The organism is Inediibacterium massiliense (genome assembly GCF_001282725.1).
In the GTDB taxonomy this organism is placed as follows: Bacteria; Bacillota; Clostridia; order Peptostreptococcales; family Thermotaleaceae; genus Anaerophilus; species Anaerophilus massiliensis.
This window is the reverse complement of the sequence record NZ_LN876586.1, coordinates 771,624-795,249: the sequence shown is the minus strand read 5'-3', so window position 1 is coordinate 795,249 and position 23,626 is coordinate 771,624. Positions and strand designations below refer to the sequence as shown.

20 protein-coding genes are annotated in these 23,626 nt (G+C 28.7%); 3 read left to right on the top strand and 17 right to left on the bottom strand.

Annotated features, from left to right (window positions below; translation table 11 throughout):
- Nucleotides 1-2: 2 nt before the first annotated feature.
- Both BN2409_RS07515 and BN2409_RS07510 read right to left on the bottom strand, forming a co-directional pair.
- Nucleotides 3-209, bottom strand: a complete 207-nt coding sequence (locus BN2409_RS07515; protein WP_053956013.1) for a DUF1657 domain-containing protein — start codon at nucleotides 207-209, stop codon at nucleotides 3-5.
- 109 nt (nucleotides 210-318) lie between these two features.
- Nucleotides 319-684 (bottom strand): phage holin family protein, encoded by a 366-nt coding sequence (locus tag BN2409_RS07510; protein WP_242847921.1) that lies wholly within the window; start codon nucleotides 682-684, stop codon nucleotides 319-321.
- Nucleotides 685-805: 121 nt separating this feature from the next.
- Between BN2409_RS07510 and BN2409_RS07505 the strand changes: the two genes are divergently transcribed.
- Nucleotides 806-1,015 (top strand): DUF1657 domain-containing protein, encoded by a 210-nt coding sequence (locus BN2409_RS07505; protein WP_053956012.1) that lies wholly within the window; start codon nucleotides 806-808, stop codon nucleotides 1,013-1,015.
- A gap of 165 nt (nucleotides 1,016-1,180) precedes the next feature.
- Here BN2409_RS07505 and trxA read toward each other — a convergent pair whose 3' ends face one another.
- Nucleotides 1,181-1,501: a thioredoxin TrxA gene (trxA, locus tag BN2409_RS07500; protein ID WP_053956011.1), complete on the bottom strand. Its 321-nt coding sequence runs from the start codon at nucleotides 1,499-1,501 to the stop codon at nucleotides 1,181-1,183.
- Nucleotides 1,502-1,740: 239 nt separating this feature from the next.
- A complete protein-coding gene (locus tag BN2409_RS07495) occupies nucleotides 1,741-3,153 on the bottom strand; it encodes a glycosyl hydrolase family 18 protein (RefSeq protein WP_110943004.1) in 1,413 nt (470 codons plus the stop codon).
- Between the two features lie 132 nt (nucleotides 3,154-3,285).
- Between BN2409_RS07495 and BN2409_RS07490 the strand changes: the two genes are divergently transcribed.
- Entirely contained in the window at nucleotides 3,286-3,492 is a 207-nt protein-coding gene (locus BN2409_RS07490; protein WP_053956009.1) for a hypothetical protein, read from the top strand.
- Nucleotides 3,493-3,547: 55 nt separating this feature from the next.
- Here the strand turns inward: BN2409_RS07490 and BN2409_RS07485 are convergent, their stop codons facing one another.
- The 5 genes from BN2409_RS07485 to nhaC all read right to left on the bottom strand — a co-directional run bounded on the left by BN2409_RS07485 (nucleotide 3,548) and on the right by nhaC (nucleotide 10,704).
- The gene (locus BN2409_RS07485) at nucleotides 3,548-4,957 is read right to left on the bottom strand and encodes a DUF3298 and DUF4163 domain-containing protein (RefSeq protein WP_053956008.1); all 1,410 of its coding nucleotides are present in this window, start codon (nucleotides 4,955-4,957) and stop codon (nucleotides 3,548-3,550) included.
- Between the two features lie 57 nt (nucleotides 4,958-5,014).
- Entirely contained in the window at nucleotides 5,015-6,337 is a 1,323-nt protein-coding gene (locus BN2409_RS07480) for an AfsR/SARP family transcriptional regulator (protein ID WP_053956007.1), read from the bottom strand.
- A gap of 13 nt (nucleotides 6,338-6,350) precedes the next feature.
- Entirely contained in the window at nucleotides 6,351-7,901 is a 1,551-nt protein-coding gene (locus BN2409_RS07475) for an amidohydrolase (protein WP_053956006.1), read from the bottom strand.
- Between the two features lie 133 nt (nucleotides 7,902-8,034).
- Nucleotides 8,035-9,231, bottom strand: a complete 1,197-nt coding sequence (locus BN2409_RS07470) for a M20 family metallopeptidase (protein ID WP_053956237.1) — start codon at nucleotides 9,229-9,231, stop codon at nucleotides 8,035-8,037.
- Nucleotides 9,232-9,255: 24 nt separating this feature from the next.
- Nucleotides 9,256-10,704 carry a Na+/H+ antiporter NhaC gene (gene nhaC, locus BN2409_RS07465; protein ID WP_053956005.1) on the bottom strand — a complete coding sequence of 483 codons (1,449 nt, stop codon included), beginning with the start codon at nucleotides 10,702-10,704 and terminating at the stop codon, nucleotides 9,256-9,258.
- Nucleotides 10,705-11,327: 623 nt separating this feature from the next.
- Here nhaC and BN2409_RS07460 point away from each other — a divergent pair.
- Nucleotides 11,328-12,914: a DEAD/DEAH box helicase gene (locus BN2409_RS07460; RefSeq protein WP_053956004.1), complete on the top strand. Its 1,587-nt coding sequence runs from the start codon at nucleotides 11,328-11,330 to the stop codon at nucleotides 12,912-12,914.
- Nucleotides 12,915-12,939: 25 nt separating this feature from the next.
- Here the strand turns inward: BN2409_RS07460 and BN2409_RS07455 are convergent, their stop codons facing one another.
- The 8 genes from BN2409_RS07455 to BN2409_RS07420 all read right to left on the bottom strand — a co-directional run bounded on the left by BN2409_RS07455 (nucleotide 12,940) and on the right by BN2409_RS07420 (nucleotide 23,510).
- On the bottom strand, nucleotides 12,940-13,869 hold the full coding sequence (locus BN2409_RS07455; protein WP_053956003.1) for a M15 family metallopeptidase: 930 nt from the start codon (nucleotides 13,867-13,869) through the stop codon (nucleotides 12,940-12,942).
- Nucleotides 13,870-13,998: 129 nt separating this feature from the next.
- Nucleotides 13,999-14,565 carry a ferritin family protein gene (locus BN2409_RS07450; protein WP_053956002.1) on the bottom strand — a complete coding sequence of 189 codons (567 nt, stop codon included), beginning with the start codon at nucleotides 14,563-14,565 and terminating at the stop codon, nucleotides 13,999-14,001.
- 83 nt (nucleotides 14,566-14,648) lie between these two features.
- Nucleotides 14,649-15,110, bottom strand: coding sequence for a chemotaxis protein CheX (locus BN2409_RS07445; RefSeq protein ID WP_053956001.1), 462 nt, complete (start codon nucleotides 15,108-15,110; stop codon nucleotides 14,649-14,651).
- Nucleotides 15,101-15,964, bottom strand: a complete 864-nt coding sequence (locus tag BN2409_RS07440) for a response regulator (protein ID WP_053956000.1) — start codon at nucleotides 15,962-15,964, stop codon at nucleotides 15,101-15,103. Before BN2409_RS07440 ends, BN2409_RS07445 begins: the two co-directional genes overlap by 10 nt.
- Nucleotides 15,965-16,413: 449 nt before the next feature.
- Nucleotides 16,414-17,268 carry a DUF1002 domain-containing protein gene (locus BN2409_RS07435; protein ID WP_053955999.1) on the bottom strand — a complete coding sequence of 285 codons (855 nt, stop codon included), beginning with the start codon at nucleotides 17,266-17,268 and terminating at the stop codon, nucleotides 16,414-16,416.
- A 227-nt stretch (nucleotides 17,269-17,495) separates the two neighbouring features.
- Nucleotides 17,496-19,235: a pyridoxal phosphate-dependent decarboxylase family protein gene (locus tag BN2409_RS07430; RefSeq protein ID WP_053955998.1), complete on the bottom strand. Its 1,740-nt coding sequence runs from the start codon at nucleotides 19,233-19,235 to the stop codon at nucleotides 17,496-17,498.
- A gap of 248 nt (nucleotides 19,236-19,483) precedes the next feature.
- Complete coding sequence (locus BN2409_RS07425) at nucleotides 19,484-21,736, bottom strand: heavy metal translocating P-type ATPase (RefSeq protein WP_053955997.1); 2,253 nt, start codon at nucleotides 21,734-21,736, stop codon at nucleotides 19,484-19,486.
- 271 nt (nucleotides 21,737-22,007) lie between these two features.
- Nucleotides 22,008-23,510, bottom strand: coding sequence for a sensor histidine kinase (locus BN2409_RS07420; protein ID WP_053955996.1), 1,503 nt, complete (start codon nucleotides 23,508-23,510; stop codon nucleotides 22,008-22,010).
- Nucleotides 23,511-23,626 lie beyond the last annotated feature (116 nt).

Sequence of the window (23,626 nt, the reverse complement as noted above, 5' to 3'; positions counted from 1 at the left end):
TCCTAATAACCCTTATACTGAGGTTCTTCAAATTCTATTTTTTTTATTCTTTCTTCTAAATCATCTATGGCATAATGAGTAACATCTAATGCTTTCTCATAGATATTTTTCAAGTCTTGATCTTCACTTTGTATACTATATGTTTGCAAAGTACTTTGTGCACTTTTTAAAGTAGCTAATGTTTGCTTTACCTTTGCAGCTACTGTCATATTATCATCACTCCTCTCTTCTATATTTATTTTCTCAATTATTCATTAAATTCATTCATCCAATAGAATATTTATTGCTAATCACAAAAAAAGCCTAGAAAACTAGGCTTTACAGTACACGTTTTCCAGGTATAATCATATTGATAATCCCTATTGCCAAAGCTGCCAAAACTGCTCCTAACATGCTTACTCTTACTCCACTTACAACCATTCCAGTAATATAAATAATCACTGCTGATACAACAAATCCTATGATCCCCCTTCCAAAAGGTGTTGCATCAAATCCTGTCATCTTTTCTATTAAGTAATCAATAACCCCTATAAATATAGCTGCTATAAATAGAGGCATAAATCCTTTTATAGAAAAAAATGGAGTAAAAAAAGCTACAATAGCTAATATGAGCATTGAAACCAATACCCTTGTAATCATACTTCCTATGCTAATATCATTTCTTTGATCATTTCTTTCTGACAAATTAAACACCTCCTTGAAATAAAGTATTTACCTTGTTTTCATTTTTTATGTGTTTTTTATTAATATTTTTGGATTCTTTGTAAATACTATTAAAGAAAATTATATAGAAAGGAGTTTTTTTATGACTACTATAAACAAATTAGAACAAACTCTTGCTAGTGCAAAAGGTCTTGCTGCAGATTTAAAAACTTTCTCATTAGACACAGATGATCAACAAGCAAAACAAATGTTTAATCAATTATCTACTACTATGGAAAATGCTGTGCAAACCATTCAAAGCAGAGTAAATTATGTAAAAACTGAAGAGCCTCAATATAATCAACAACAATAACAGCGGCATAAAAAATAGACCTTATATTTTAAAATATAAGGTCTATTTTTTATATGTAGAATAATATCTACAATTTAAAAATAATGAGAAATTTTAGGGGACTGCATATCATTAAAACAAAAATTTTCGAATATGAAGAAACTCCAATCAAATAACTGAATATTTTTAATGTACATATTTTTGAATCATTTTTTCAATATTGTTTTTTATAGCTTCATCTTTTGTTACTTCATCAATTTTTTCTCCATTTTGATATAAAGCTATTGTAGGAAGTCCTAGTACTTTTTGAGAAATAGCAAGCCTTCTTGCCTTTGCCGTATTTACTTTTACAAATTGAATTTTTCCTTCATATTTTTTTTCTAATTCTTCTACATCTGGCATCAATGCTCTACACGGTGCACATGCTTCATGCCAATAGTCAACGATTACATAGGTTTTTACATCTAAAACCTTTTCTTGAAAATTCTCATTGTCTACTGATATCATGTTTATCACCTCTTTTTATTTTTATCTCACAATGAACCATTTTAACACTCCAATACATAGCTTTTTATTCTTCTTTATTTATTTTATCATTTTTAAAAATATATGTATATAAAAATTCTCATACTCATCTCACCAATAAAATTTTTACAATATTCAGTTTTCAAAATTATCAAATTATTTCACTTCCTAAAAATATATCTTTCTATAGAAAAAGCTTATATTTCCAAGGAAATATAAGCTTAAAAATCTCTTTTGATTACTAAATCTTCTTTAAATACAGTCCACATATTAGGATCTTCCATTCCTAATCTCCAAAGAGCAAGTCCTTTGATCCCAAGTTCCCATGCTTTTTGTGCTTTGGCATAAATACTTTCTGCATCTTCAAACCATACTTCATGTTGATTACCTCTTTCATCCACATAAGAAAATGTAGGTGTCTGTGTTTTTTCATCAAAAATAATTTTTTTATTATATTTTTTTGCTAAATTCATAGCCATCTCATAAGTTACATAAGTATTTCTTCCTGTTGTAAGATTAAAGTCAAATCCAAAAACAGAAACAGCTGCAACAATTTTTTCTTTTGGCATTTTTGTCATTGTATATCTTAAAACTCTATCCATCCATCCTATAGATACAACAGGTCCTGGTCCACTGCCAGGCCATCCATGCTCATTGTATAGCATAACTACAAATTCATCTACCGCTTTTCCTATGGCTTCATAATCAAAGGGATCTGAAAAAGGATTAAAAGGTTCATCACTCACTCTTGCAGGAATAGATGCTGATAAATAATAGCCTCTTCTTTTAAGTGCTGTTCCTAATTCTTTGAAAAATGCTGATAAATTTTTACTATCTTCTAAATATACATCCTCAATATCTATATTTACACCATCAAAATTATATTTTTCAATAAGTTTAATAATATTTTGAATAAAATCTTGACGGTTTTGTCTAGAAGAAACCATTTTTCTAACTACATCCTTTGAAACCCTTGTTCCTCCATCCTTATAAAGAAGATTATGGACAACAGGCATCATTTTAATATTTTGTCTATGTCCAATTGTTACTATATTATTTACATATTCATCTGTAAAATCTCCAAATTTTTCGATTTGTGTTGGATTTTCTCTATCCATTCTAAAAAGAAATAAAGCTCCTTCTGATATCTGAGATGTATTTTTTACAAAAGATTCATAAGAACTAGGAAGTGCAGGTCCTTCTGATAATGTATAATAGGAAAGATTACTAATAATAGGTTTAGATCCATCATATACAAATCTTTTAACAAGTGTACCATCAATCCAACCATGATTTCCATTATACAGTATTACCTTATACCATCCTTTTGATAAACCAGTTACTGGAAGACGAGCATTTTTATTCACTTGTGCCACAACAGGATACTCGATACCTCCTCTTAATCTAACATTTGCCACATCTGCAGTAACTACAGCCTCTGTATACAGTGGAATTTTTAATCTTTGACCTGGTACTACAGTTGGATCTGTTAAGTTATTTAACTCCATAATACTTTCTACTATTGTGTTAAACTTTTGTGCAATTAAATAAAGTGTATCTCCAGGCTGTACAATATATACTTGGTTCTCTCTAGCCATCTTTTCACCTTCTTTTATATTCTTTCCTACTATCATATTCTAAAAGAAGGAAAAATGTTAAAAAGTATTTTCTATTTTATGTGTCACACAATATTTTCATAATGCATACTTTGTAGTAGATAAAGGATATATCTATTCAAAGCTATATAAAAAGAGGAGGCGAAATATATGGCAGATGCAACATGTACAAATAATATCTTTGGTTGTGATGACAGTAGCTTATTATTTTTCTTCTTGTTGTTAGTAATTTTATTCCAAGGTCCTTTATGTGGATTATTTGGAGACAGTGACAGTTTATTATTCTTCTTCTTACTTTTAGTTATTTTATTTTGTTATCCTACTTTAGGATCCTTCTTCCCTGGATGCGGATGCTAAGTAGAAATAAAATAATAACTAATACTAAAGGCCAGGAAATTCCTGGCCTTATTTTTTATTCAAAATCTTTTAAATATTTTTCATTGATTCCTTCTTTTAATTCAGAAATGGGAATTTCAAAAGTAGGGATTCCTTCTGCATAAGAACCAATCTCATAAAGTCCAAAATAAATTCCAACTCTTCCATCTTTTAAATAATAAGATTGATCGTCCCTAATTTCATGAAAGCCTTCATAGCGAGTATATATATTTTGAGGGTCTTCTCCTTCTTTAATTAGTCTTTCTTTTTCTTCTTGATTGATTTGATCCATTTGTTTTCTGACCTTTTCACTAATGATCTTTTTATAATCATATCCATCTTTAAATAAATCTTTGAGATTCATTACATCTCCTGTTCTTAGGTCTATATTATAGGTAATATCATCATGTCCTCCATGGGCTCCTCCTGTATAACTATAATAAACCACATAAACACTTAATATATTTTCTTCATTTTTCTTTTCTGTAAAGAAAACATCTGCAGAATATGGATGCATTTCATATTCATATTTTTTTGCATCTTCATAACCTTCTTTTGCAGATTGAATCATCATATTTTTAAAATCCAGTATATCTTTCTCAAACATTTTATTAATTTTTTGTTGTATTTTTTCATTCTTTAAACCTGAAATAATTGGCATATTTATATTTGACACGATATATTCATTATCTTCTTTCATATTCTTTGTACTTACTTTTACAGCTTGAGCCTTAAGAGAAATATTTGTATTTACTCCTTTTTTAAAAGCGTCAAATGGAATTTCAAATATACATTTTTCATTTTCTGATGACCCAATTGAATAAGGTTCAAAACATATTCCTATATTTTTTCCCTTTAAATAATAGGAGCTATCCATTATCGCATCTTTGGTAATATAATATTGATCCTTATATTTATTATAAATATAATCTTTGATAACTTTTTCATAATCTTCTTTTTCATCAAATAATCTATACATTTCAATTTGTTTTCCAGTATTTAAATCTATTGTATATGGATATTTTAAAACATATCCATCTTCCTTTCCTTGGTTCACTTCTTCTTTAATAATGATACTTATCATATTGTCTGTTTGATAGGTTAGTTCATATTCACTTCCTATAATAGTTGATGACTCCTTTTCATCTTGGGAATTTCTTGCAAAATTCATTTGCATATCTGCAAACTCCATTAGTTCATTCTTGAATAAAGTATTCATTCTATCCTGTGCTTCTTCATTTACAATATTTTTCACAACTGGAATTTTCAAAGTACCTTTTATATATTTTTCGTCTATTTTATAATCTTCTTGGGCAATCTCTATTTTATGCATTTGTTCATTCTTTACTTCTTGCGCTTTTACAGAAGATGTACAAGCTGTTGAAAATAATAATATACTACCTAATACTACCATTCCAATTCCTTTGTAAAATATTTTTTTATTCATTTTGTAACCTCCAATCATTTTATATACTCATTGTATGTTTTTATAGTAAAAAATGGGTTACAAACAATTTACAATTTTTTTTAGTTCTTTCATTTTACTATGATTTTCATCTCCATATAAGACTAAATGTAAAGTATCATATTGATTTTTAAAAAGATAATATTTCAAAAATTGAAAAGAATATTCATCTATATAGTGAACATTTTTAATAAAAATAACCATAGGTTTTATTTGAATAAGTAGATTTAAAAGATTTTCTACTCCACTAAAAATTCTATTTTTTTCCGTTTTTATACTAAGCTGATCTGTCACTACTAGTGTATCATCTATAGATAATACTTTGGATTGTATCCTTAATATATCCTTCCAGTAATAAGGTCTTAATTTTTTTAAATCTTCTTCTTCATATTTCATTATAAATGTTTCTATTAAATTACTAATCCAATAATAATCAATTCCTAATGGATAGCAAGGATTCTCTATAATTTTCTTTCCTTTATAAATCTGTTTCTGTATCTTTTGAGAATCATTTTTCGGATTACATATAATATGGCTATTTATATCTAATTTACAAGATGTTCCTTTTTCTTCAAACATTTCAAATCTATTAATAGTTGTTTTACTTTCTTTTATTTTTTCATAGATTTTCTTAGTAGATTCCATAGGACCTATATTTAATTCTTCTCTTAAAGTTGTACAACATCTATCATATTGATGAATGGCAGCATCTCGATCTCCTAATTCTATATAAATTTGAATCAATTCTACATAAAGTTCTTCTTTTAATGGGTTGATTTTAATCATTTCTTCTAATAAATCTATTGCTTTTACATATTCATGATTTTTTTTATAAATATAGATCAGCTTATGAAGAATATCAATATATTTTCTCTGGTATTTTTCTCTTTCATAAAAAATCCAATCATTAAACTCCATACACTTTTTTATATAAAATTCTTCTAAAAACTCTCCTTTATATAAGTTCTTTATTTTGTTTAATTCATTCCTATAATCATAAATTTTTTTATCTTTTATCCCTTCATAAAGTTCATTCATCTCTATTACATCAATATAAAGATTGGCATTTGGATTGATCATACACGTATCTTTTCTACTGATAATCATATCTTGTCCTGCTTTATCTTGTTTAATAATTTTTCTTAAGGACCAAAGATTATATCTTAAATTATATCTGGCAGAATCCATATTACTAGCATCCCAAAAATAGGTTGCTAGTTTATCTCGACTAAATTTTTTTCCTTGATTTACTGCAAGATAACACAATAGTGCTGTCGCTTTATTGCTTAACTTTTCTACTATAGATTTTCCATTCCATATAATTTTTAAATTACCAAGCATATATATTTCTAACTTTGCCAATGATGATCATCCTTTATCTCAAATTAGTTTCATATAAAATATTTCCCTCTTTTATAGTGGCCAATACTTTTATATTTTTTATCTGTGTAGAATCTATTGTTAAAGGATCTTCATTTAAAATTACAAGATCTGCATACTTTCCTTTTTCGATACTACCCTTTATATTTTCCTCAAATACAGCATAAGCTCCATGAATAGTGAACATCTTCAAAGCCTCTAGATGAGTTATTCTATGTTCTTTTACTGGATGATTGACTGCTGCATAAATTCCAAGTATTGGATCTAATGGAGTCACATCACTTTCTGATCCTCCTGCAATCATTAACCCTGCTTGCAAAATTTCTTTGAATGGATTAGTTTTTACTCTCCTTTCCTCTCCCAACCTTTTCTCATACATTTGCCCTTTATATCCCCAAAAATATTCATAAGAGGGTTGCATAGAAACAATCAAACCAAGTTTTTTTGCTCTTTTAATATGCTCTTTTGTAGGAAGTTCAAAATGTTCAATTCTATTTCTATGATTTTTTCTAGGGCAAATTCTCTGAGCATATTCATGAGCCATTAAAATTTGTTCAATGGCACGATCTCCAATAGCATGAACACTAATTTGCAAATTATTTTCATAAGTTTTTAAAATAAATGAATTTAAATCTTCCTGAGTAAAATAAAGTTTTCCATTGGTAGTAGAATCATCTATATAAGGCTCTTTTAATGCGGCTGTTCGAGAACCAAAAGAACCATCTAGAAAAATTCCTCCTCCTATTCTAGATAACTTTTTTTCTATTACTTTATTTACATTTACAGTTTGATAAAAAAGACTAATATCAATAGGAAAACTGTCCATATTTTCATAAACAAACTCTGCATCTTTATCATGAAAAGTAAAACCACCTTCCATTGCATTCAAAGAAGTAATTCCTTTTTCTATTGCTATTTCCAGTACCTTGTTGACTCCTTTTAATCTCATTCTATTAGAAAATTTATTTAAAATTTGTTTTCGTACAATGGCACTCGCTCTTCCCGTAAGCACTCCTGATGGTGTGCCATTTGCATTGCGAATAATTCCATCTGTATTATAAGGTATCTTTAGCATATGAAGAGCCATGGAATTTATAATACTTGTATGATATTCTACTCTATTAATCCAAACAGGATGATTTGGAGCACATTGATCTAACTCATACCGATTAGGTAGTCGTTTCTCCTTAATTTTTAATTCATCTAAACCAATGGCTCTTATAAACTTCCCTTCAGGAGTAATTTTACTCTCCTCTTCAATCTTTTTTAATATCTCCTCAATACTTTGTACGTGACTTAAATCTAAACTTAAAATATTCAATCCTGTCTGGACAAGATGAACATGACTATCATAAAATCCTGGAACCATAGTCCTTCCTTTTAAATCAATATTATCTATACAAATAGGCAAATACCTCTTATATTCATTTTCATATCCTATATCCACTATCTTCCCATCTTGAATAGCAATCCATCGACCAATAGGATTTTGGGGATCTAGGGTGATTATATTTCCATTATATACAAGTAAGTCAATCTTTCCCATAAACCATCCTTCTTCCGATTTATTAATTTCTATCTTATTTCTTCCTTATATTGTAACATTGTTTAAAATGAAAATACAATCCAAATCAACAAAACAAAAGCCCACACTATTTACCTGTATGAGCTTTTACTATTTAGCCAAGTAGATCTACTAAAAATGTATAAATTACTTGTGCAGTTTCAACTACTGTATGAATTTTTACATACTCATCAGCTGTATGATAATTTTCTCCATCTGGTCCAAATACAAAAGTAGGTACTTTTAATCGAGCTCCTAAATAATTAAAATCTCCAATACTTGAAAAATATCCAACATTAGGCTCTTTTCCACAAGTTTTTTGAATACTTTTGAAAAAATTCTTCACATATATATCTTTTTCATCTACTATATAAGGCTTAAATCCTTGTGTTTCTTCACTAGGCGCTTCTCTAAAGGTCATACTTACTTTTGATTGTATATCAGCTCTCTTTACTGCATCTAATAATTCTTTTTTTAAATATTCCTGGTCTTCCCCTCTTACTACATGCCTAAAAACTGTAAAAGAAGCTGTATCTGCAACACTACAAGCTTGGCCTCCTCCATCAGATTCTATAATACAAATAGATCCTCTTCCAAGTTTTTTATCTTCTATCATTTTTGAATTTTTTAGTTCTATCATAAGCTTTGCAGCATCTAATATGGCACTTGTTCCTTTTTCTGGATTTGCTGCATGAGCAGATTTTCCTTTTAAAGTAACTGTATAATTGTATCCTCCCCTAGCTCCAAGACAAACACATGGAAATGGAATAGAGCAAAACCCACTACTTGGTTCTGTCACAATGGCCAGATCTATATTATTTGTAATTCCGTCTTCTATAATTGCATTGGTTCCTAAGCCATAGGGACCTTCTTCGTCCGATACAAAAGAATAAACAATCTCTCCTTTAAAATCTTTTATAGTCTTTTGAAATGCTTCTAATGCAAGAAGTAATGCAGTACATCCAGATTTCATATCTAATGATCCTAATCCATAGAACTTGTCTTGTTCTATTGTTGCCTTTAAAGGATCTTTTGTCCATCCTTCACATATATTTACTGTATCTAAGTGTCCATTTAAAAGAATCTTAGGACCCTCTTTCTTTCCTTTTAAATGTCCAATTATATTAATCCCTTTAAACTTCATTATCTTTTTTTCTTCATAATAATGAAATTGTGGATTTAAATTTCTATCTGCTAGCCATTTATAAGTAAACTCCATAATTTCTTTTTCTTGGAAATATGGACTACGAATATTTACTAAACCCATCAAAAGTTCTATGACTTTTTCTTCATTTATCCATTTTAATCCCATATTCAAATTCTACTCCCCCTTTTTCTATTTTGCTTCTTCTTTTTCACTATCATGATAAGTTTTTACAGATGAAATATCGCCTTCTTTAAACATAAACTTTCCTGTAAATCCATAAAGAATAGCAATAATTGGTGTTAAAAAAGCTAAAAATACATACGGTGCATATTCTAAAGTAGGTACATCCAATACCCCTGTAAAAAATGCTCCACATAATCCCCAAGGAATAAGAGGTGATGTTACTGTAGCTGAATCCTCACAAGTTCTTGAACAGACTTGAGGTAAAAGTCTTTGCTTTTTATAAGCAGGAACTAACATTCTTCCTGGAAGAATAACAGCCATATACTGAGTAGCAGAGAAAATATTTACTGCAATACTTGCTAAAACATGAGTAGTTACAAGGCCTCCTGTACTACTTACAATATTTGAAATTTTATTCAGTAATACCTCAAGCATCCTTGTTTTTTCCAGTATTCCACCAAGGCTTAGTGCAATAAATCCTAAAGATATGGTCCACATCATACTTTGAAGTCCCCCACGACTTAGTAATGCATCTACTGCTTTTATTCCTGTATCTGATACAAAACCATCATTCATAAAAGCAAACATTTCTCCTACTCCGTATCCTTGAAAGAGGATTGCAAACATAGTCCCAATAAAAGATGCAATTACCATTACAGCTAGTCCTGAAACCTTCTTTATAGCTAATATGACAACAACAATAGGTGGAACTAAAGTAATTGGATGAATCCAATAATTTGCTTTTAATCCATTTAAAATAATATCGATTTGACTTGTATCAATAACTCCTCCACTAAATTTTATTCCTAATACTGCATAAAAAATCAATGAAAGAATAAAAGCAGGTCCTGTTGTATAAAGCATACTTCGAATATGATCAAACAAATCTGCCTCTGCAACTCCTGCAGCTAAATTTGTTGAATCTGAAAGAGGGGACATTTTATCTCCAAAGATTGATCCTGAAACAATAGCTCCAGCTGTAAGTGGCGCTGGAATTCCAAGACCCATTCCTATTCCCATAAAAGCTACTCCAAAAGTTGCACCGGTAGTCCAACTACTTCCTGTAGAAACGGATGCCACTGCACATACAAAAGCTGCAGTTAGTAAAAATACAGATGGTGATAAGATCTTTAATCCATAATAAATAAGTGTTGGAATGGTTCCAGCTGGAATCCAAGTAGCAATAAGTACCCCTACTAACATAAGAATCAACATAGGAACCATAGCTATATTACATCCATATATAATTCCTTCTTGCACATCTTCCCATGTAAATCCATAAGCCATTGCTACTATTGTTGCCACTAATGTGGCTAATAATAAACTAATATGTGTCACCCAATTTTGATGTAAAACAAATATTTGCATATACATGACTGCACATAAAAATAAAATTACAAAAAGTGCACCAGCAAAACTTGGTTTTTTCTCCTTTAAAACGTTTTCATTGTCCATATATATACCTCCTTCTTTGAATTATCTTTATCTTAACAATTCTTTATATTATCTAATGTTTTAAAAATTGTTTATGAAAATAAAACATTTGAAATTAATTAAACTTTTTTAAAACATTCTTAAAACATTTTATATCTAAAAAATGTTCTGTATCACATTTTTCTTTATTTTTCATAAAGTATAATAAGGGGAAAATAATACAGGAGGTGCTCATATGGCAAATACATCTCAATATGGATGTGGCTTATTTAATAATCAAACAGAATTGTTACTTTTCTTTTTACTTCTAGTTGTATTATTCGGATGGTATTAATAAAAATTTTTAAATAAATAAGAACCAGATATCTTCTGGTTCTTATTTATTTAATTTTATCTTTTTATAAAACAATTCTTTATGCAAATATTTATTGTAAAAAAGACAATACTATACATAACAAAATTGATTTTTTAAAAATATTTTTAAAATTTTTATTATATGTGACTTGATCTTTATTGATTTAACGCATATAATAGATTAGTTAGTCAAATGATACTCTATCACATGAATGAAAAATATAATCTATTATCTATCTCCACAAAATAATAAATTAAAATTAAAATACATATAAAGAAAGGATCATTTTATGAAATTTGAAGAATTAAATATTTCACAGGATTTAAAAAAAGCTATACAGGATATGGGATTTGAGGAAACTACAAAAATTCAAGAAGAATCTATTCCTATCGCTATGAAAAACTTAGATATGATCGGTCAGTCTAAAACTGGATCAGGAAAGACACTAGCATTTGCTATACCTGTCATTGAAAAAGTAAACAGATCTTTAAAACACCCACAAGCTATTATATTGTGCCCTACAAGAGAATTGGCTGTTCAAGTCACAGAAGAGTTTAGAAAACTTACAAAGCATCTACATGATATTCATGTATTAGCTGTATTCGGAGGAGACTCTATTACCAATCAAATTAAAGCCTTAAAAAAAGGCGTACAAATCGTAATAGGTACTCCTGGAAGAGTAATGGATCATATGAACCGTAAAACTATTAAATTTGATGATATCCATACAGTTGTATTAGATGAAGCAGACGAAATGTTAAATATGGGTTTTAGAGAAGATATTGAATCTATTTTAGATCAAATACATCATGACAAACAAATGATATTATTTTCTGCTACTATGCCCAAAGGAATCATTAAAATTGCACAAAAATATCAAAAAAATCCTAAACATATCAAAATTCAAAGCAAAGAACTTACTACAGATACAGTTGAACAATATTATCTAAACATAAAAGAAAAACATAAATTTGAAGTTTTGACTCGACTTATTGACCTTCATAATGCAAAATTATCTTTAATCTTTTGTAACACCAAAAAAAGAGTAGATGATGTTTCTGATATGTTACTTAGTCGTGGATATTCTTGTGATAAAATCCATGGAGATATCAAACAGACACAAAGATTGAGTGTTCTATCAAAATTTGATAGAGGTATGGTCAACATATTAGTAGCCACAGATGTAGCAGCTCGTGGAATAGATATTGATGATATTGAAATGGTTTATAATTATGACATTCCTGAAAATGAAGAATATTATGTTCATAGAATTGGTAGAACTGGTAGAGCAGGTAGATCTGGTAAAGCCATCTCTTTAGTCAATCGTTCTGAACAAAGAAGAATTCATAATGTAATGCAGTATACAAAGAAAAAAATTAAAAAAATTAATATTCCTTCTGTTGAAGATGTAAATGCAGCAAAAGTAAATACTTTCTTAGATAAAACAAAACAAATTATTGATAAAGAAAATCTTGATGCTTATATAAACATTATTCAAGAAAATGCAACAGATGACTATTCACCTTTAAAAATAGCTGCAGCTTTGTTAACTATGAATCTTTCTATTAAAGAAGGGGACGACCTAGAACTTTCTTCTCAAGAGAAAAAAGCCTTTACAGGAGCAAAAGAAGGTATGGATCGATTATATATGAACGTAGGAAAAAGTCATAAAATAAGAGTGGGAGATTTATTAGGTGCAATTACTGGAGAAACAAATATTCCAGGAAACGAAGTAGGAACCATAGATATGTTTGATAAATATTCTTTTGTAGAAATTCCTAGTCAATATACTAAAAACGTAATTAAAAAGATGAATCAAAAAAGAATCAAAGGAAGAAAAGTAAACATGGAACTTTCAAGTGGTAAAAAAAGATAAAAAAGGATGATAAATTCATCCTTTTTTATTTTAATGCATTTTCTATAATTTGAATATATTTTTTTATATTTTCATCATTAGGCACTTCACTATACCATACTTTAGCAGTTTTATGATCATCACCAAAATATCTACTCTTTAAAATCAATTCTGGTCTATATTCAAAATGTAAAATATCAAAATGGCCCCATTTTCCTCCCCAAATGAAATTATTTTTTTCAAAAATTGTAACAATCTCTTTTGGGTAATGTATCAGTCTTTTTTCCCCTTCTTTTCTAGTTGTCCATTTCCAATAATCTCTTTTATCTCGAGCAAGATCAATAGCTGTACCAAATGAATGAGGACTTAGCCTATAAGTTCCTGCAATCAGTCTATAATTAAATGTGCCACTGATAGGAAATACAAAAGAATAAATTTCTTTATTTTTTTCTATTAATTCTTCTATTTCCTTCATAGCTTCTTGTAAAGATTTTGCAGCTTTGTTATTTTGATTAAAAGGAAAACTCTGATATCTATTTTGCACATTTGTAAGATTTTTTTCTATCTCTTCTTTGGTTTGTCCGTATACTTCTTTCATCAACTCATAATTTCTTATACGACCTGGATCAAAATTTTCATCCATAAGATGTTCTACAGAGCCTAGAGGATACATTTCCTCCATCATATCCTGTAAATCTCCATTTTCTACTCTCTCATGAATATCTTTTTTTCTTTTGTCATCATAAAGTATTTTTTTACCTGATTTCATAATTAAATATACAATTTCATCTTTTTTTTCTACATTTATGATGTATTCTGGATAAGCCATCATCAAACATAATAAATCTCTCTTCATATTTGTTTCATAAAAAATATCTTCTTGTGTATAAATCATATTTTTTGTATAAGGCTCTAAAGAACATCCTGTTAAAATAAATACCCACACTATGCAATAAATCACTATTTTTTTGATCATTATATCCCTCACACTTATATCTAAACTCTAAGTCACTATACAAATAACTTATAGCTTTATCCTATGTAGATTCTTTTAAAATATACAAAATAAAAATGTCCTCTATTTAAGAGAACATTTTTATTTCATTTATGCATATTTATGTGTAATCATTTCATGTTGTTTTTCCACATCTGACAATGCTTTAAATATTGTTTTAATTGTAACACTAGAAACTTTATAACTATTTCTTTCATAAAATGCTATAGCATGTTCTTCTCTTTTATTAGCTTCTTCTAATAGCAACTCATCTGTACCATGTCTAGTATAATCTGGTTTATGTAAAATAGGTAATTTCTCAAATCCACCAAGCCTTTGATGCACTCTTGCATGCATAAGCTCTATATTGCCTAAATCTTTAAATATCTTTTTTATGGTTTCATCTTTTGCCAATTTACTAGCTTCTTCATAAAATTGTCCATTAAATATCTCTAATTTCATAGCTTTATCTAATATTTTTATACTCTCTTCATCTAAATTTTGAGATTCTACCTTATAAAGTTCTTTTTTTTCATCCAAATAATTTTTTTGAACTCCACAAAATGGACAATGAATAATATCTTCTTTTCTATTTCTTTCTATAAAAGAATATTCATTGAAATGATAACTATTCAAACTAATATTCATTCCACATATTAAACATTTTAATACTCCCATTTTGCCATCCCCTTTTTCATATATGCTATCATTTATTATACAGTAATTTTTTTCTTTTTCAATAAGGGGGATACGGACTATTTTTATTCATGGACAGCAATATTAATGTCTACAGGAATCTGATCTACTAACATTTGAACGCATATAAACTGTTCTACATTCACTTTTACTTCAAAATCCTTTCCGTACATAAGAGTAGGAATAGATATATTTGTAGAAATATCCATTTTCGAAAAATTAATACTTGCATTTGCTGTAATCATATTTGACAATTCAGAAATAGCACTTTGAGCCATATCATCTAATTCTAATACTGGAGCACCCATCATCATTTTAGATGCAATATTTTTTGCATCTTCCAAATCTATATTATAAATTACATTTCCCTTTAAATCTCCTACAATTCCTAAATTCATCATAACACCAGAACTAGTAATACTAGAACTTTTGACACTCACATTATTTTTTTTGATTTCTTGAAACCCTACTTGAGGCATAACATTTAAAAAAGCCTCAATAAACGGGTTAATCCATCTTACATCCATTGTTCCTCACCCCTTTTAAATCCTATATTTAAACATATTTCTCCAAAATCGGTTTGTCCTAATATAGAAGTAGTTTGAATATTAGATTTTGATAAATGAAGAGATTCTCCATGAAATATAGTAGGAGGAGCTACTCTTAAACCAAATATTTTATTTTTTTTGTTAAGCATAGAACATGCATTTCCTGCAACAATATTTGCAAATTCTCCAACCATAGCTAATTCTTCATCTATACTTTTCACTTCTCTTTTTAAAGCTACTTCTGTAATTTTCTTTCCAGCCTCGTAAGATAGATCCATAACCATTCGTCCAGAGCATTTTCCTATGATTCCTATCACTACAGAAATCCCTCTAGAATCATTTATTTCACTAGATTTCATTCTATCTTCATATGTAGGAATTGTTTTTGCAATTCGATTTAAATTATTTGCTAGACTTTCTTTAAATACATCACAACATATTTCTTGTAACTCTTTTAATAAATGATCATCTGCCATTGCTCTTTTTATGACAATAGAAAGCTCATCTGGATCAGCTGGTTTTTGCACATATCCTGCTACTTTATTTTCTTTTGCCTTTTTTACAATTTCATCATCTTTCATTGAACTTACAATAATTACTTTTATATTTTCATCTATTTGATGAATAGCTCTTGTACATTCCAACCCATCTGTTCCTGGAATGGTCATATCCATAGTCACTACATCTGGTTTTTTCTCTTTTACAGTTTTTATAGTTTCTTCTAAAGAACTTGCTTCTCCAATTACTTCAAATCCCTGTTCCTCTAGTGAATCTTTTAGAATACTAATAGAAAAAGGAGAATCATCTACAATAACAATTTTTATTTTTTCCATATTTTCACTCCTCTATTCATCATTTTATTTTTTATCTTATATATATATCCCAATACAATCTTCTTTAATCTTTAATTTTTAGACTTCTCATACTAGCTTTATGTTTTTATATATGGTTTAAATGATTACTAGATAATATATTTTAGCAAAATTTTTATTTTAAAACACAAAACTCTATTGATTGTATAGGTATATATTATTAAAATTATTCTATGAATATGTATTTTATAAAATATGTATGGTATAAATTTGCACCCTTATAAAACATCTAACCTATTGAATTTACAAAATATATTTTTATCAATAAATACATTCACTATAAAATATTTATAATTATTTTTAGCTTCTATAGAGATTTTTTTCAACAATACTCCTAACCAATTGCCAAAATATAAAATCGAAAAGCATCTGCCCTTTATGAGTAGATGCTTTTCGATTTCATATTTTAGTTATATCCAGTTTTTAATTTTATTCATAATACTTTGTAACATGTCTATAATCTTAGTCAAAAGAGATTTTGCCTCTTCATTTTGTGAAATAACTTGTGATAATTTTCCTCCAATATCCTTTAATTGATTAGATATTTCTTTCATATTTAAATCTAATTTGCTAATTTGATTCATTACATCTATAATTTTTTGAATTTGTTCTTCTGACAAATTTACATCATTATGTTTTGCAACTTTTTGTATAATGGTTCTAATATCATCAGGAGTTTTTACATTATTGTCTATTACTTCTTTTTTCACTTCCTGCATAATCTCTACCGCTTTGTCTTTTCCAAATTGATCTCCTAATTCTCCTGTTGTAATAATTTCTTTATTCGCTGCATTTTTTGCATCTTGACTTAATTCTTTTCCTGTTGCCTTTTCAAATCCTTTCATAATTCCTGTTAGGGCTGCCGTACCAGATACTTTAAAAGGTGCTGATGCTTTTACCTCTACGTCCTTCACTCCTGCTGTTGTTAAAGAACTTGCAATCATTTCTTCAGTTACCCAAGTTAAATTTGAAATAGAAACCTTTATTCCTGAATCTTCTTCTAAAGGTTTTACATACGCACAAGATATAGCTCTATTACCTATTTTCGATAAAGATGCAATCCCTTTTAAATATTCTCTTTCCTCTTCATTCGTTACATATATAATTTGTCCATCTCCATCTTCTATATTAAATTCTTTGAGCATATTATTTTTTTGATCCTGGGTCAAATCAGCTCCCAAAGTTACTACCTTAAAACTATCTGCATATGAAAAAGAAGTTAGCAAAAATAAAACCATACATAATAAAACAAACTTTCTCCTCATGATCATTCCTCCTCAACTTTCACTGCTCATGAATTTCCATAAAATTCCTCATCTAAGGTAAGTATAGTCTTATTCTTCTTTACTTATACTCTATTTACTAAAAATTCATAAATGCTTCTCTTTAGAAATGAAATTATTTTTTATTGCAAAAGAATTATATCATATGTTTTTCCTTCTGCCAATAGACCACAAAAGACAGCTGTCATTAGCTGTCTTTCGGCTCAAACCTATCTATTTTGTAATTGACGATCCACTCGATCTGCTGCCTTTAAAATATAAGAAATAATATGTTCTCTTAATTCTTCTTCAGCACAAGTCATATAAGGCGACATAGGATATGCCTTTATAGCTGCTATAGGCTCTTTATAACTCGTTACCCTAAAATTACTTGTAAAACTTAGAGCAGGCCCATTTTCTTTAAATAGCATCTTTTGTAACTCATCTGCGACTTTAAATTGATATTCATTGTATTTGTGAAGAGCTTCTTTATAACTTGGATCTTTAAACTCTCTGTCATATTGCTCTTTAGCAAATTCCTTACTTCCTAATGTATCTCCTAAATTCTTTGGATATACTCTAAATAAAGTTACTAATCCATGATCTTTATCATTTACACATACCATAGAAGATTCTTTTTCTATCACTTTACGTAAAGTCTTTTCTGATTCTATTAAATTTCCTAAAATAGCTCTATATCCTTCAAGTCCAAAATACTTTAAGTTACACCAAGCTCCAAGAGCGTAATTTCCTGCTCTTGAACATTCTAATGTATATTCACCTGGGGTATATGCACTAAATTGATATAAGTATGCCATTTGATTTTTATCTCTAATTAAAAGGTCTAATGAAGTTTGCTCCTTTAAACAAATCATACTTGAATTATAAGATGTAAATCCTGTTTTATGAAAATCTATTCCTATAGCATCTGCAAGATGAAGGTACTCTATTTTCTGTGTACATTCTTCTATAGCGTCTAAAGTATCTTTTGAAAACTCCATAGGATTTTCTTTGAAATCATAAGAATTAAACACACTCCATGCCCATCCTATTACTGCATCTGCATAGATAAAAGGCCTATTTTTTAGGTTATGTTTTTTTACAAATTTATCACATATTTCTGAAATACCTTTTAAATCATCTATCCCAAAAGCATCTGTAGTCCCCATAGTTGCAACAATCATAGCAATCGGTTTACCTTCCTCATAACACTTTTCCATAACTTCTTCTAAATGATCTAGATTGATAGAACTATCTTCATGAATATCTATTGCTCTTACATTATTCATTCCTAAGCCTGTCCAATCTGTACAATTCTTTACAGCATAATGTCCAACCTTTGATACTAAAATTTGAGGATCTTTTCGAATTCCTTCCCATCTACTTTCTTTTCCGAGACATTTGGTTAAAGCTAATTTTGTAGCAAACAAATAAGCTCCAGTTCCTCCAAAAGTAAAATGTCCTATAGTATGGATAGGATCATACCCTACAAGTTTTGAAATCATTCCTACAACTTCTACCTCTAAAGCTGCAACATTTCCTGAATATTCTTCTTCTACTAAATTAGGATTAAACATAGATCCCATCAAATTACCCATAACAGATGGAATAGCGGCAGGTGGTGTTACATTAAACATAGCTTTTGGATGTACCCAATTAAACATACCATTAAAATAAGAAGCTACCTCCTTCATTACTTCTTTCATTGAAGTAGACTCTTTAGGCATTTGAGCTTTTTCCTTTACTTTCAAAATATCATTTTGCTCTTTAATAATATATTTAGCTTGTCCTAAAAAACACTTTTGTTCTTCTTTATCCCCTTTTAAAGAATTAATATTGTGTAGTGTTTCTCTAACAATCTCTTTAAATGCCTCCTCTTTATGTTCCTCTTGCCATGGAGCCAAAAATGCTGGTTGCACTTTCTCTTGCAATATTTCTTTCCACTTTTGTCTTTCTTTTTTTTCTCTCATTTTTATCCCCCTCCTTCTAAAAATACTAGTAGATTTTATATGTTTACTATAATATAGCATTTATATAAAATTGTACCATTTCCACATACATTATAGTATATTTTCACCAATTAATCTATGATTCAAATTGTTCCTTATCCAATTCACAAATAAGATGGTTCTAATTTATATGGAGAAGATCCTTTATGCATAGAAGCATAATTTTATAACAAATGCAGCTAAAATAAACTTTTTAGCTGCACTTCATTTTATTTTTTAAATTTTAAAATTCTCATAGAATTGAGTATGGCAATAACAGAGACTCCCACATCTGCAAAAACGGCTTCCCACATAGTAGCAATTCCAAATGCCCCTAGTCCTAATACTAAAGCTTTCACCCCTAATGCAAATATAATATTTTGAATGACTATTCTTTTTGTTCTTTTTGATATTTTTATTGCTGTAGCAATTTTTGATGGTTCATCTGTCATAATTACCACATCCGCAGCTTCAATCGCTGCATCTGATCCTAATCCTCCCATAGCAATTCCTATATCTGCTCTTGCCAAAACGGGAGCATCATTAATTCCATCTCCAACAAATACAATATTTCTTCCGCATGTTTTTTGATGATCTATATTCTCAAGCTTTTCTACTTTTTCATGAGGCAATAATTCTGCATAAACTTCATGTACCTTTAGCTCATTTGCTACTTTATTGGCTATTTTTTTATTATCTCCTGTTAGCATAACAATATTTCTTACTTGATGATCCTTTAAAGCTTGAATTCCCTCTATAGCATCCTCTTTTAAAGTATCCTCAATAACTATACTTCCTGCATAAACTTCATCTATAGCTATATATAATATGGTTCCTACACAATCTATTTCTTTAAATTTTATTTTTTTATGATCCATAAGCTTATTGTTACCTACTAAAATTTTTTTTCCTTCTACACTTACTACAATTCCATATCCTGAAATCTCTTCATAATCATTGATTTTATCTTTATAGATTTCATCTTTGTATTCTTTAATAATCGAAACAGCTATAGGATGATTAGAGTAACTTTCTGCATAAGCTGCATATTTTAAAACTTCATCTTTATGAAATCCATTTGTTGCATCTATCTGTGTCACATGAAATATTCCTTGAGTAAGTGTTCCTGTTTTATCAAATATTACTGTTTCTACATTATTAAGTGCTTCTAAATAGTTACTTCCCTTAATTAAAATACCATACTTTGATGCAGTTCCTATTCCACCAAAAAATCCTAATGGAATAGATATGACAAGAGCACAAGGACAAGAAATAACTAAAAATATAGATGCTCTATATAACCATTCTACAACAGTTGCACCCTCTATAAAAATTGGAGGAATTATAGCTAACATAGCTGCTATGATTACTACTGCTGGAGTATAATATTTAGCAAACTTTGTAATAAAATTTTCTGCTTTTGCTTTACGACTACTTGCATTTTCTACAAGCTCTAGTATTTTAGAAACTGTAGACTCTCCAAACTCTTTACTTACTTTTATACAAATAACTCCTCTTTGATTGATAAATCCACTTAAAACCGTTTCTCCTTCTTCTACATGACGAGGCATAGATTCTCCTGTAAGAGCTGAAGTATCTACCATTGATTTTCCTTGTGCAATCACTCCATCTAATGGAACTTTTTCCCCTGGCTTTACAACAATCATTTCATTAACTAATACTTCTTCTGGGGATACTTTAATCAATTCTCCATTCCTTTTCACATTTGCAAAATCAGGTCTAATGTCCATTAAGGATGTAATAGATTTACGAGATTTGTTCACTGCTATAGATTGAAATAGTTCTCCCACTTGATAAAACAGCATAACTGCTACCCCTTCTGGAAATTCTCTAGTAGCAAATGCTCCAAAAGTTGCAATTGTCATTAAAAAATTTTCATCAAATACTTGCCCACGCATAATGTTTTTTAACGCTCTTACTATAACTTCTCCACCTACAATAATATAAGCACCTAAAAATATTCCTAATTCCACATTTCCTTTAAATTCTCCCATCAATCCAATACTAAATATTACTCCACCTAATAAAAGCTTTAAAATTGTTTTTTTCGTATCTCCATCTTCATGACTATGTCTATGTTCCTCATGATGATCATGAGGAACATCACACTGATCATGCCCATGCTCTTCATGGTGTTCATGGTGACAATCACAATGATCATGTATATGATGTTCATGATGATGTCCACTACAGCAGCTTATTTGTTTTGATAAAGTTTTACAATGGGTTTTTCCTATTTTTTTCTTTACTATTACATGTGGTTCTAATTTCTGAACAATATCTTTTATTTGTTCCTCAATTTTGTCTAAATTCTTATCTTCTTTAAAAGTAAGGGTCAAAGTTTTTGTCATAAAATTTACTGTTGCTTTTTCTATATCTTCTATTTTTTGAATTTTGTCTTCTATTTTTGAAGCACAATGAGCACAATCAAGATTATCCAGCGTCCATTGTATTTTACTCATAAGATTCCCTCCTTATTTTTCGTTTGAATACTTGTTCATTTATTCATGTATAGTTCAAAATAATAATCATCCTTTTCAATTTTATACATCGTTGTACTTTGAAAAGCATGAACAACTATTCATGTATTATATTCTCTCTTTTTATGAATGTCAACACTATATATGAAAATATATTCATATATTATATTCTATCAACTTATATAATATTTTAAAATTTTTTGTGAAATTTCATGGACTCTAAAATACAATGTATGTTTCATATTTCTGTTATTTAAGCTTCATATATATCTGAAAATTCTAATTCTACTTTTTTAATAATTTGGTCCATCTCTTTGGATTCACTATCCATATTAAAAATATCTTCTTCCATTTGAATTCTTGGAAATTTAATAATAATTTCCGTACCCATATTTTCATCACTCATTAATGTAACCGTTCCATTTTGAAGTTCCACCAAAGATTTTACTAAAGATAAACCAATTCCACTTCCTTCGCAATTTCTTGTCAATGATTGATCAATTCTTATAAACCTTTCAAATATTCTTTCCTGCTGATCTTTTGGAATCCCAATTCCATCATCTTTTATACTAATGCATACCCGATCTTCTTCGTCATATATATTTACCTCAATAGATCCTTTTACCTTTCCGTATTTTATAGAATTTGATAAAATATTTAATATAATTCTTTCAATTAAATTTATATCACAATTTACATAATCTTCTTCTAATTGAGTATCAAAAATAATATTCATATCTCTGCTTTTTATAAAATCTACAATAGATAATACAATATTTTCTACTACTTCTACTATATTTACACCTTTTAATATAGGTTCAAAATACCCTGCATTAATTTTAGTCATATCTATTAAATTATTAATAATACGAAGCAATCTCATACAATTTTGTTTAACCATCTTATTATATTTTCGAATAGACTCATAGTCTTGCTGAGCAAAATACATTTCTTCTAATTGCAGAGCACTATAAATTACATTAACCGGAGTTCTCAACTCATGAGAAATATTTGCAAAAAACTCACTTCTTATTCTGTCATATTCGTCCTTTTCCGCTAGTTCCTTTTCTATTTTTTTGAACTTTTTTAAATGTGTAATATCCCTTAAAATTCCCATAAAATATTCTTGATCATCAATGTCTATAGAAGTTACACATACCTCTACATCTACTATACTTCCATCTGTACATACCAATTGTTCTTCTAGGGGAAGTCCAATCTTTTGTTGTGATTCTAAAATTAATCTTTCTTTCACCATATCTTTACAGTCATCTTGTAAAAAATCTAATAAACTTTTTCCTATTGCATCTTCTTTACTTTTTAATTTTAATAAATTTTTGGTTTCATCATTAATATATACAATTTTGTCTTGATCTCTTATGACAATAGGAAGGGGAAGTATTTCTATGAATTTTTTACAAATTTGTAGGTTCTTCTCTAGTCTCATTCTTATTTTCTCTGATTGTTTTTTCTTAAATAATAACCTTTCTTCTTCTGTTTTATATGGCTGAGTTTCTTGTATAAAATAATCATTCATCTTAGTATCATATTTTTGAAAATCTTTTTTTAAAAATACTTTATATAAATAATAAAAAGATATGATCTTTAAAATATAACCCAATATATACATACAAATATTTGAATGATGCGCACAATATAAAAATATTTCCGAAAAAATCGTTAAGAATACTACATACTGAAAATACCTATTTGCATTGAGTTTTTTTCTATTTTCTATACTAAAAAAAGATTTCATCTCTATATGTCCTCCTAAAATCATTTCTGTATTCTTTTTCTACATTTTATCTTATTTTTCTCTTTTTTTCGAGCTTTTTTATATATAAAAAAACTGTAAACATAATCTTTTGTTTA

What these genes read in the sequence shown, in the direction of transcription:
- BN2409_RS07420 (WP_053955996.1), bottom strand. Translation starts at nt 23,510, where the DNA reads ATGAAATCTTTTTTTAGTATAGAAAATAGAAAAAAACTCAATGCAAAT.
- BN2409_RS07425 (WP_053955997.1), bottom strand. Translation starts at nt 21,736, where the DNA reads ATGAGTAAAATACAATGGACGCTGGATAATCTTGATTGTGCTCATTGT.
- BN2409_RS07490 (WP_053956009.1), top strand. Translation starts at nt 3,286, where the DNA reads ATGGCAGATGCAACATGTACAAATAATATCTTTGGTTGTGATGACAGT.
- BN2409_RS07470 (WP_053956237.1), bottom strand. Translation starts at nt 9,231, where the DNA reads ATGGGATTAAAATGGATAAATGAAGAAAAAGTCATAGAACTTTTGATG.
- BN2409_RS07505 (WP_053956012.1), top strand. Translation starts at nt 806, where the DNA reads ATGACTACTATAAACAAATTAGAACAAACTCTTGCTAGTGCAAAAGGT.
- BN2409_RS07460 (WP_053956004.1), top strand. Translation starts at nt 11,328, where the DNA reads ATGAAATTTGAAGAATTAAATATTTCACAGGATTTAAAAAAAGCTATA.
- BN2409_RS07450 (WP_053956002.1), bottom strand. Translation starts at nt 14,565, where the DNA reads ATGGGAGTATTAAAATGTTTAATATGTGGAATGAATATTAGTTTGAAT.
- BN2409_RS07435 (WP_053955999.1), bottom strand. Translation starts at nt 17,268, where the DNA reads ATGAGGAGAAAGTTTGTTTTATTATGTATGGTTTTATTTTTGCTAACT.
- trxA (WP_053956011.1), bottom strand. Translation starts at nt 1,501, where the DNA reads ATGATATCAGTAGACAATGAGAATTTTCAAGAAAAGGTTTTAGATGTA.
- BN2409_RS07475 (WP_053956006.1), bottom strand. Translation starts at nt 7,901, where the DNA reads ATGGGAAAGATTGACTTACTTGTATATAATGGAAATATAATCACCCTA.
- BN2409_RS07515 (WP_053956013.1), bottom strand. Translation starts at nt 209, where the DNA reads ATGACAGTAGCTGCAAAGGTAAAGCAAACATTAGCTACTTTAAAAAGT.
- BN2409_RS07445 (WP_053956001.1), bottom strand. Translation starts at nt 15,110, where the DNA reads ATGGATGTAAGATGGATTAACCCGTTTATTGAGGCTTTTTTAAATGTT.
- nhaC (WP_053956005.1), bottom strand. Translation starts at nt 10,704, where the DNA reads ATGGACAATGAAAACGTTTTAAAGGAGAAAAAACCAAGTTTTGCTGGT.
- BN2409_RS07495 (WP_110943004.1), bottom strand. Translation starts at nt 3,153, where the DNA reads ATGATAGTAGGAAAGAATATAAAAGAAGGTGAAAAGATGGCTAGAGAG.
- BN2409_RS07430 (WP_053955998.1), bottom strand. Translation starts at nt 19,235, where the DNA reads ATGAGAGAAAAAAAAGAAAGACAAAAGTGGAAAGAAATATTGCAAGAG.
- BN2409_RS07440 (WP_053956000.1), bottom strand. Translation starts at nt 15,964, where the DNA reads ATGGAAAAAATAAAAATTGTTATTGTAGATGATTCTCCTTTTTCTATT.
- BN2409_RS07455 (WP_053956003.1), bottom strand. Translation starts at nt 13,869, where the DNA reads ATGATCAAAAAAATAGTGATTTATTGCATAGTGTGGGTATTTATTTTA.
- BN2409_RS07485 (WP_053956008.1), bottom strand. Translation starts at nt 4,957, where the DNA reads ATGAATAAAAAAATATTTTACAAAGGAATTGGAATGGTAGTATTAGGT.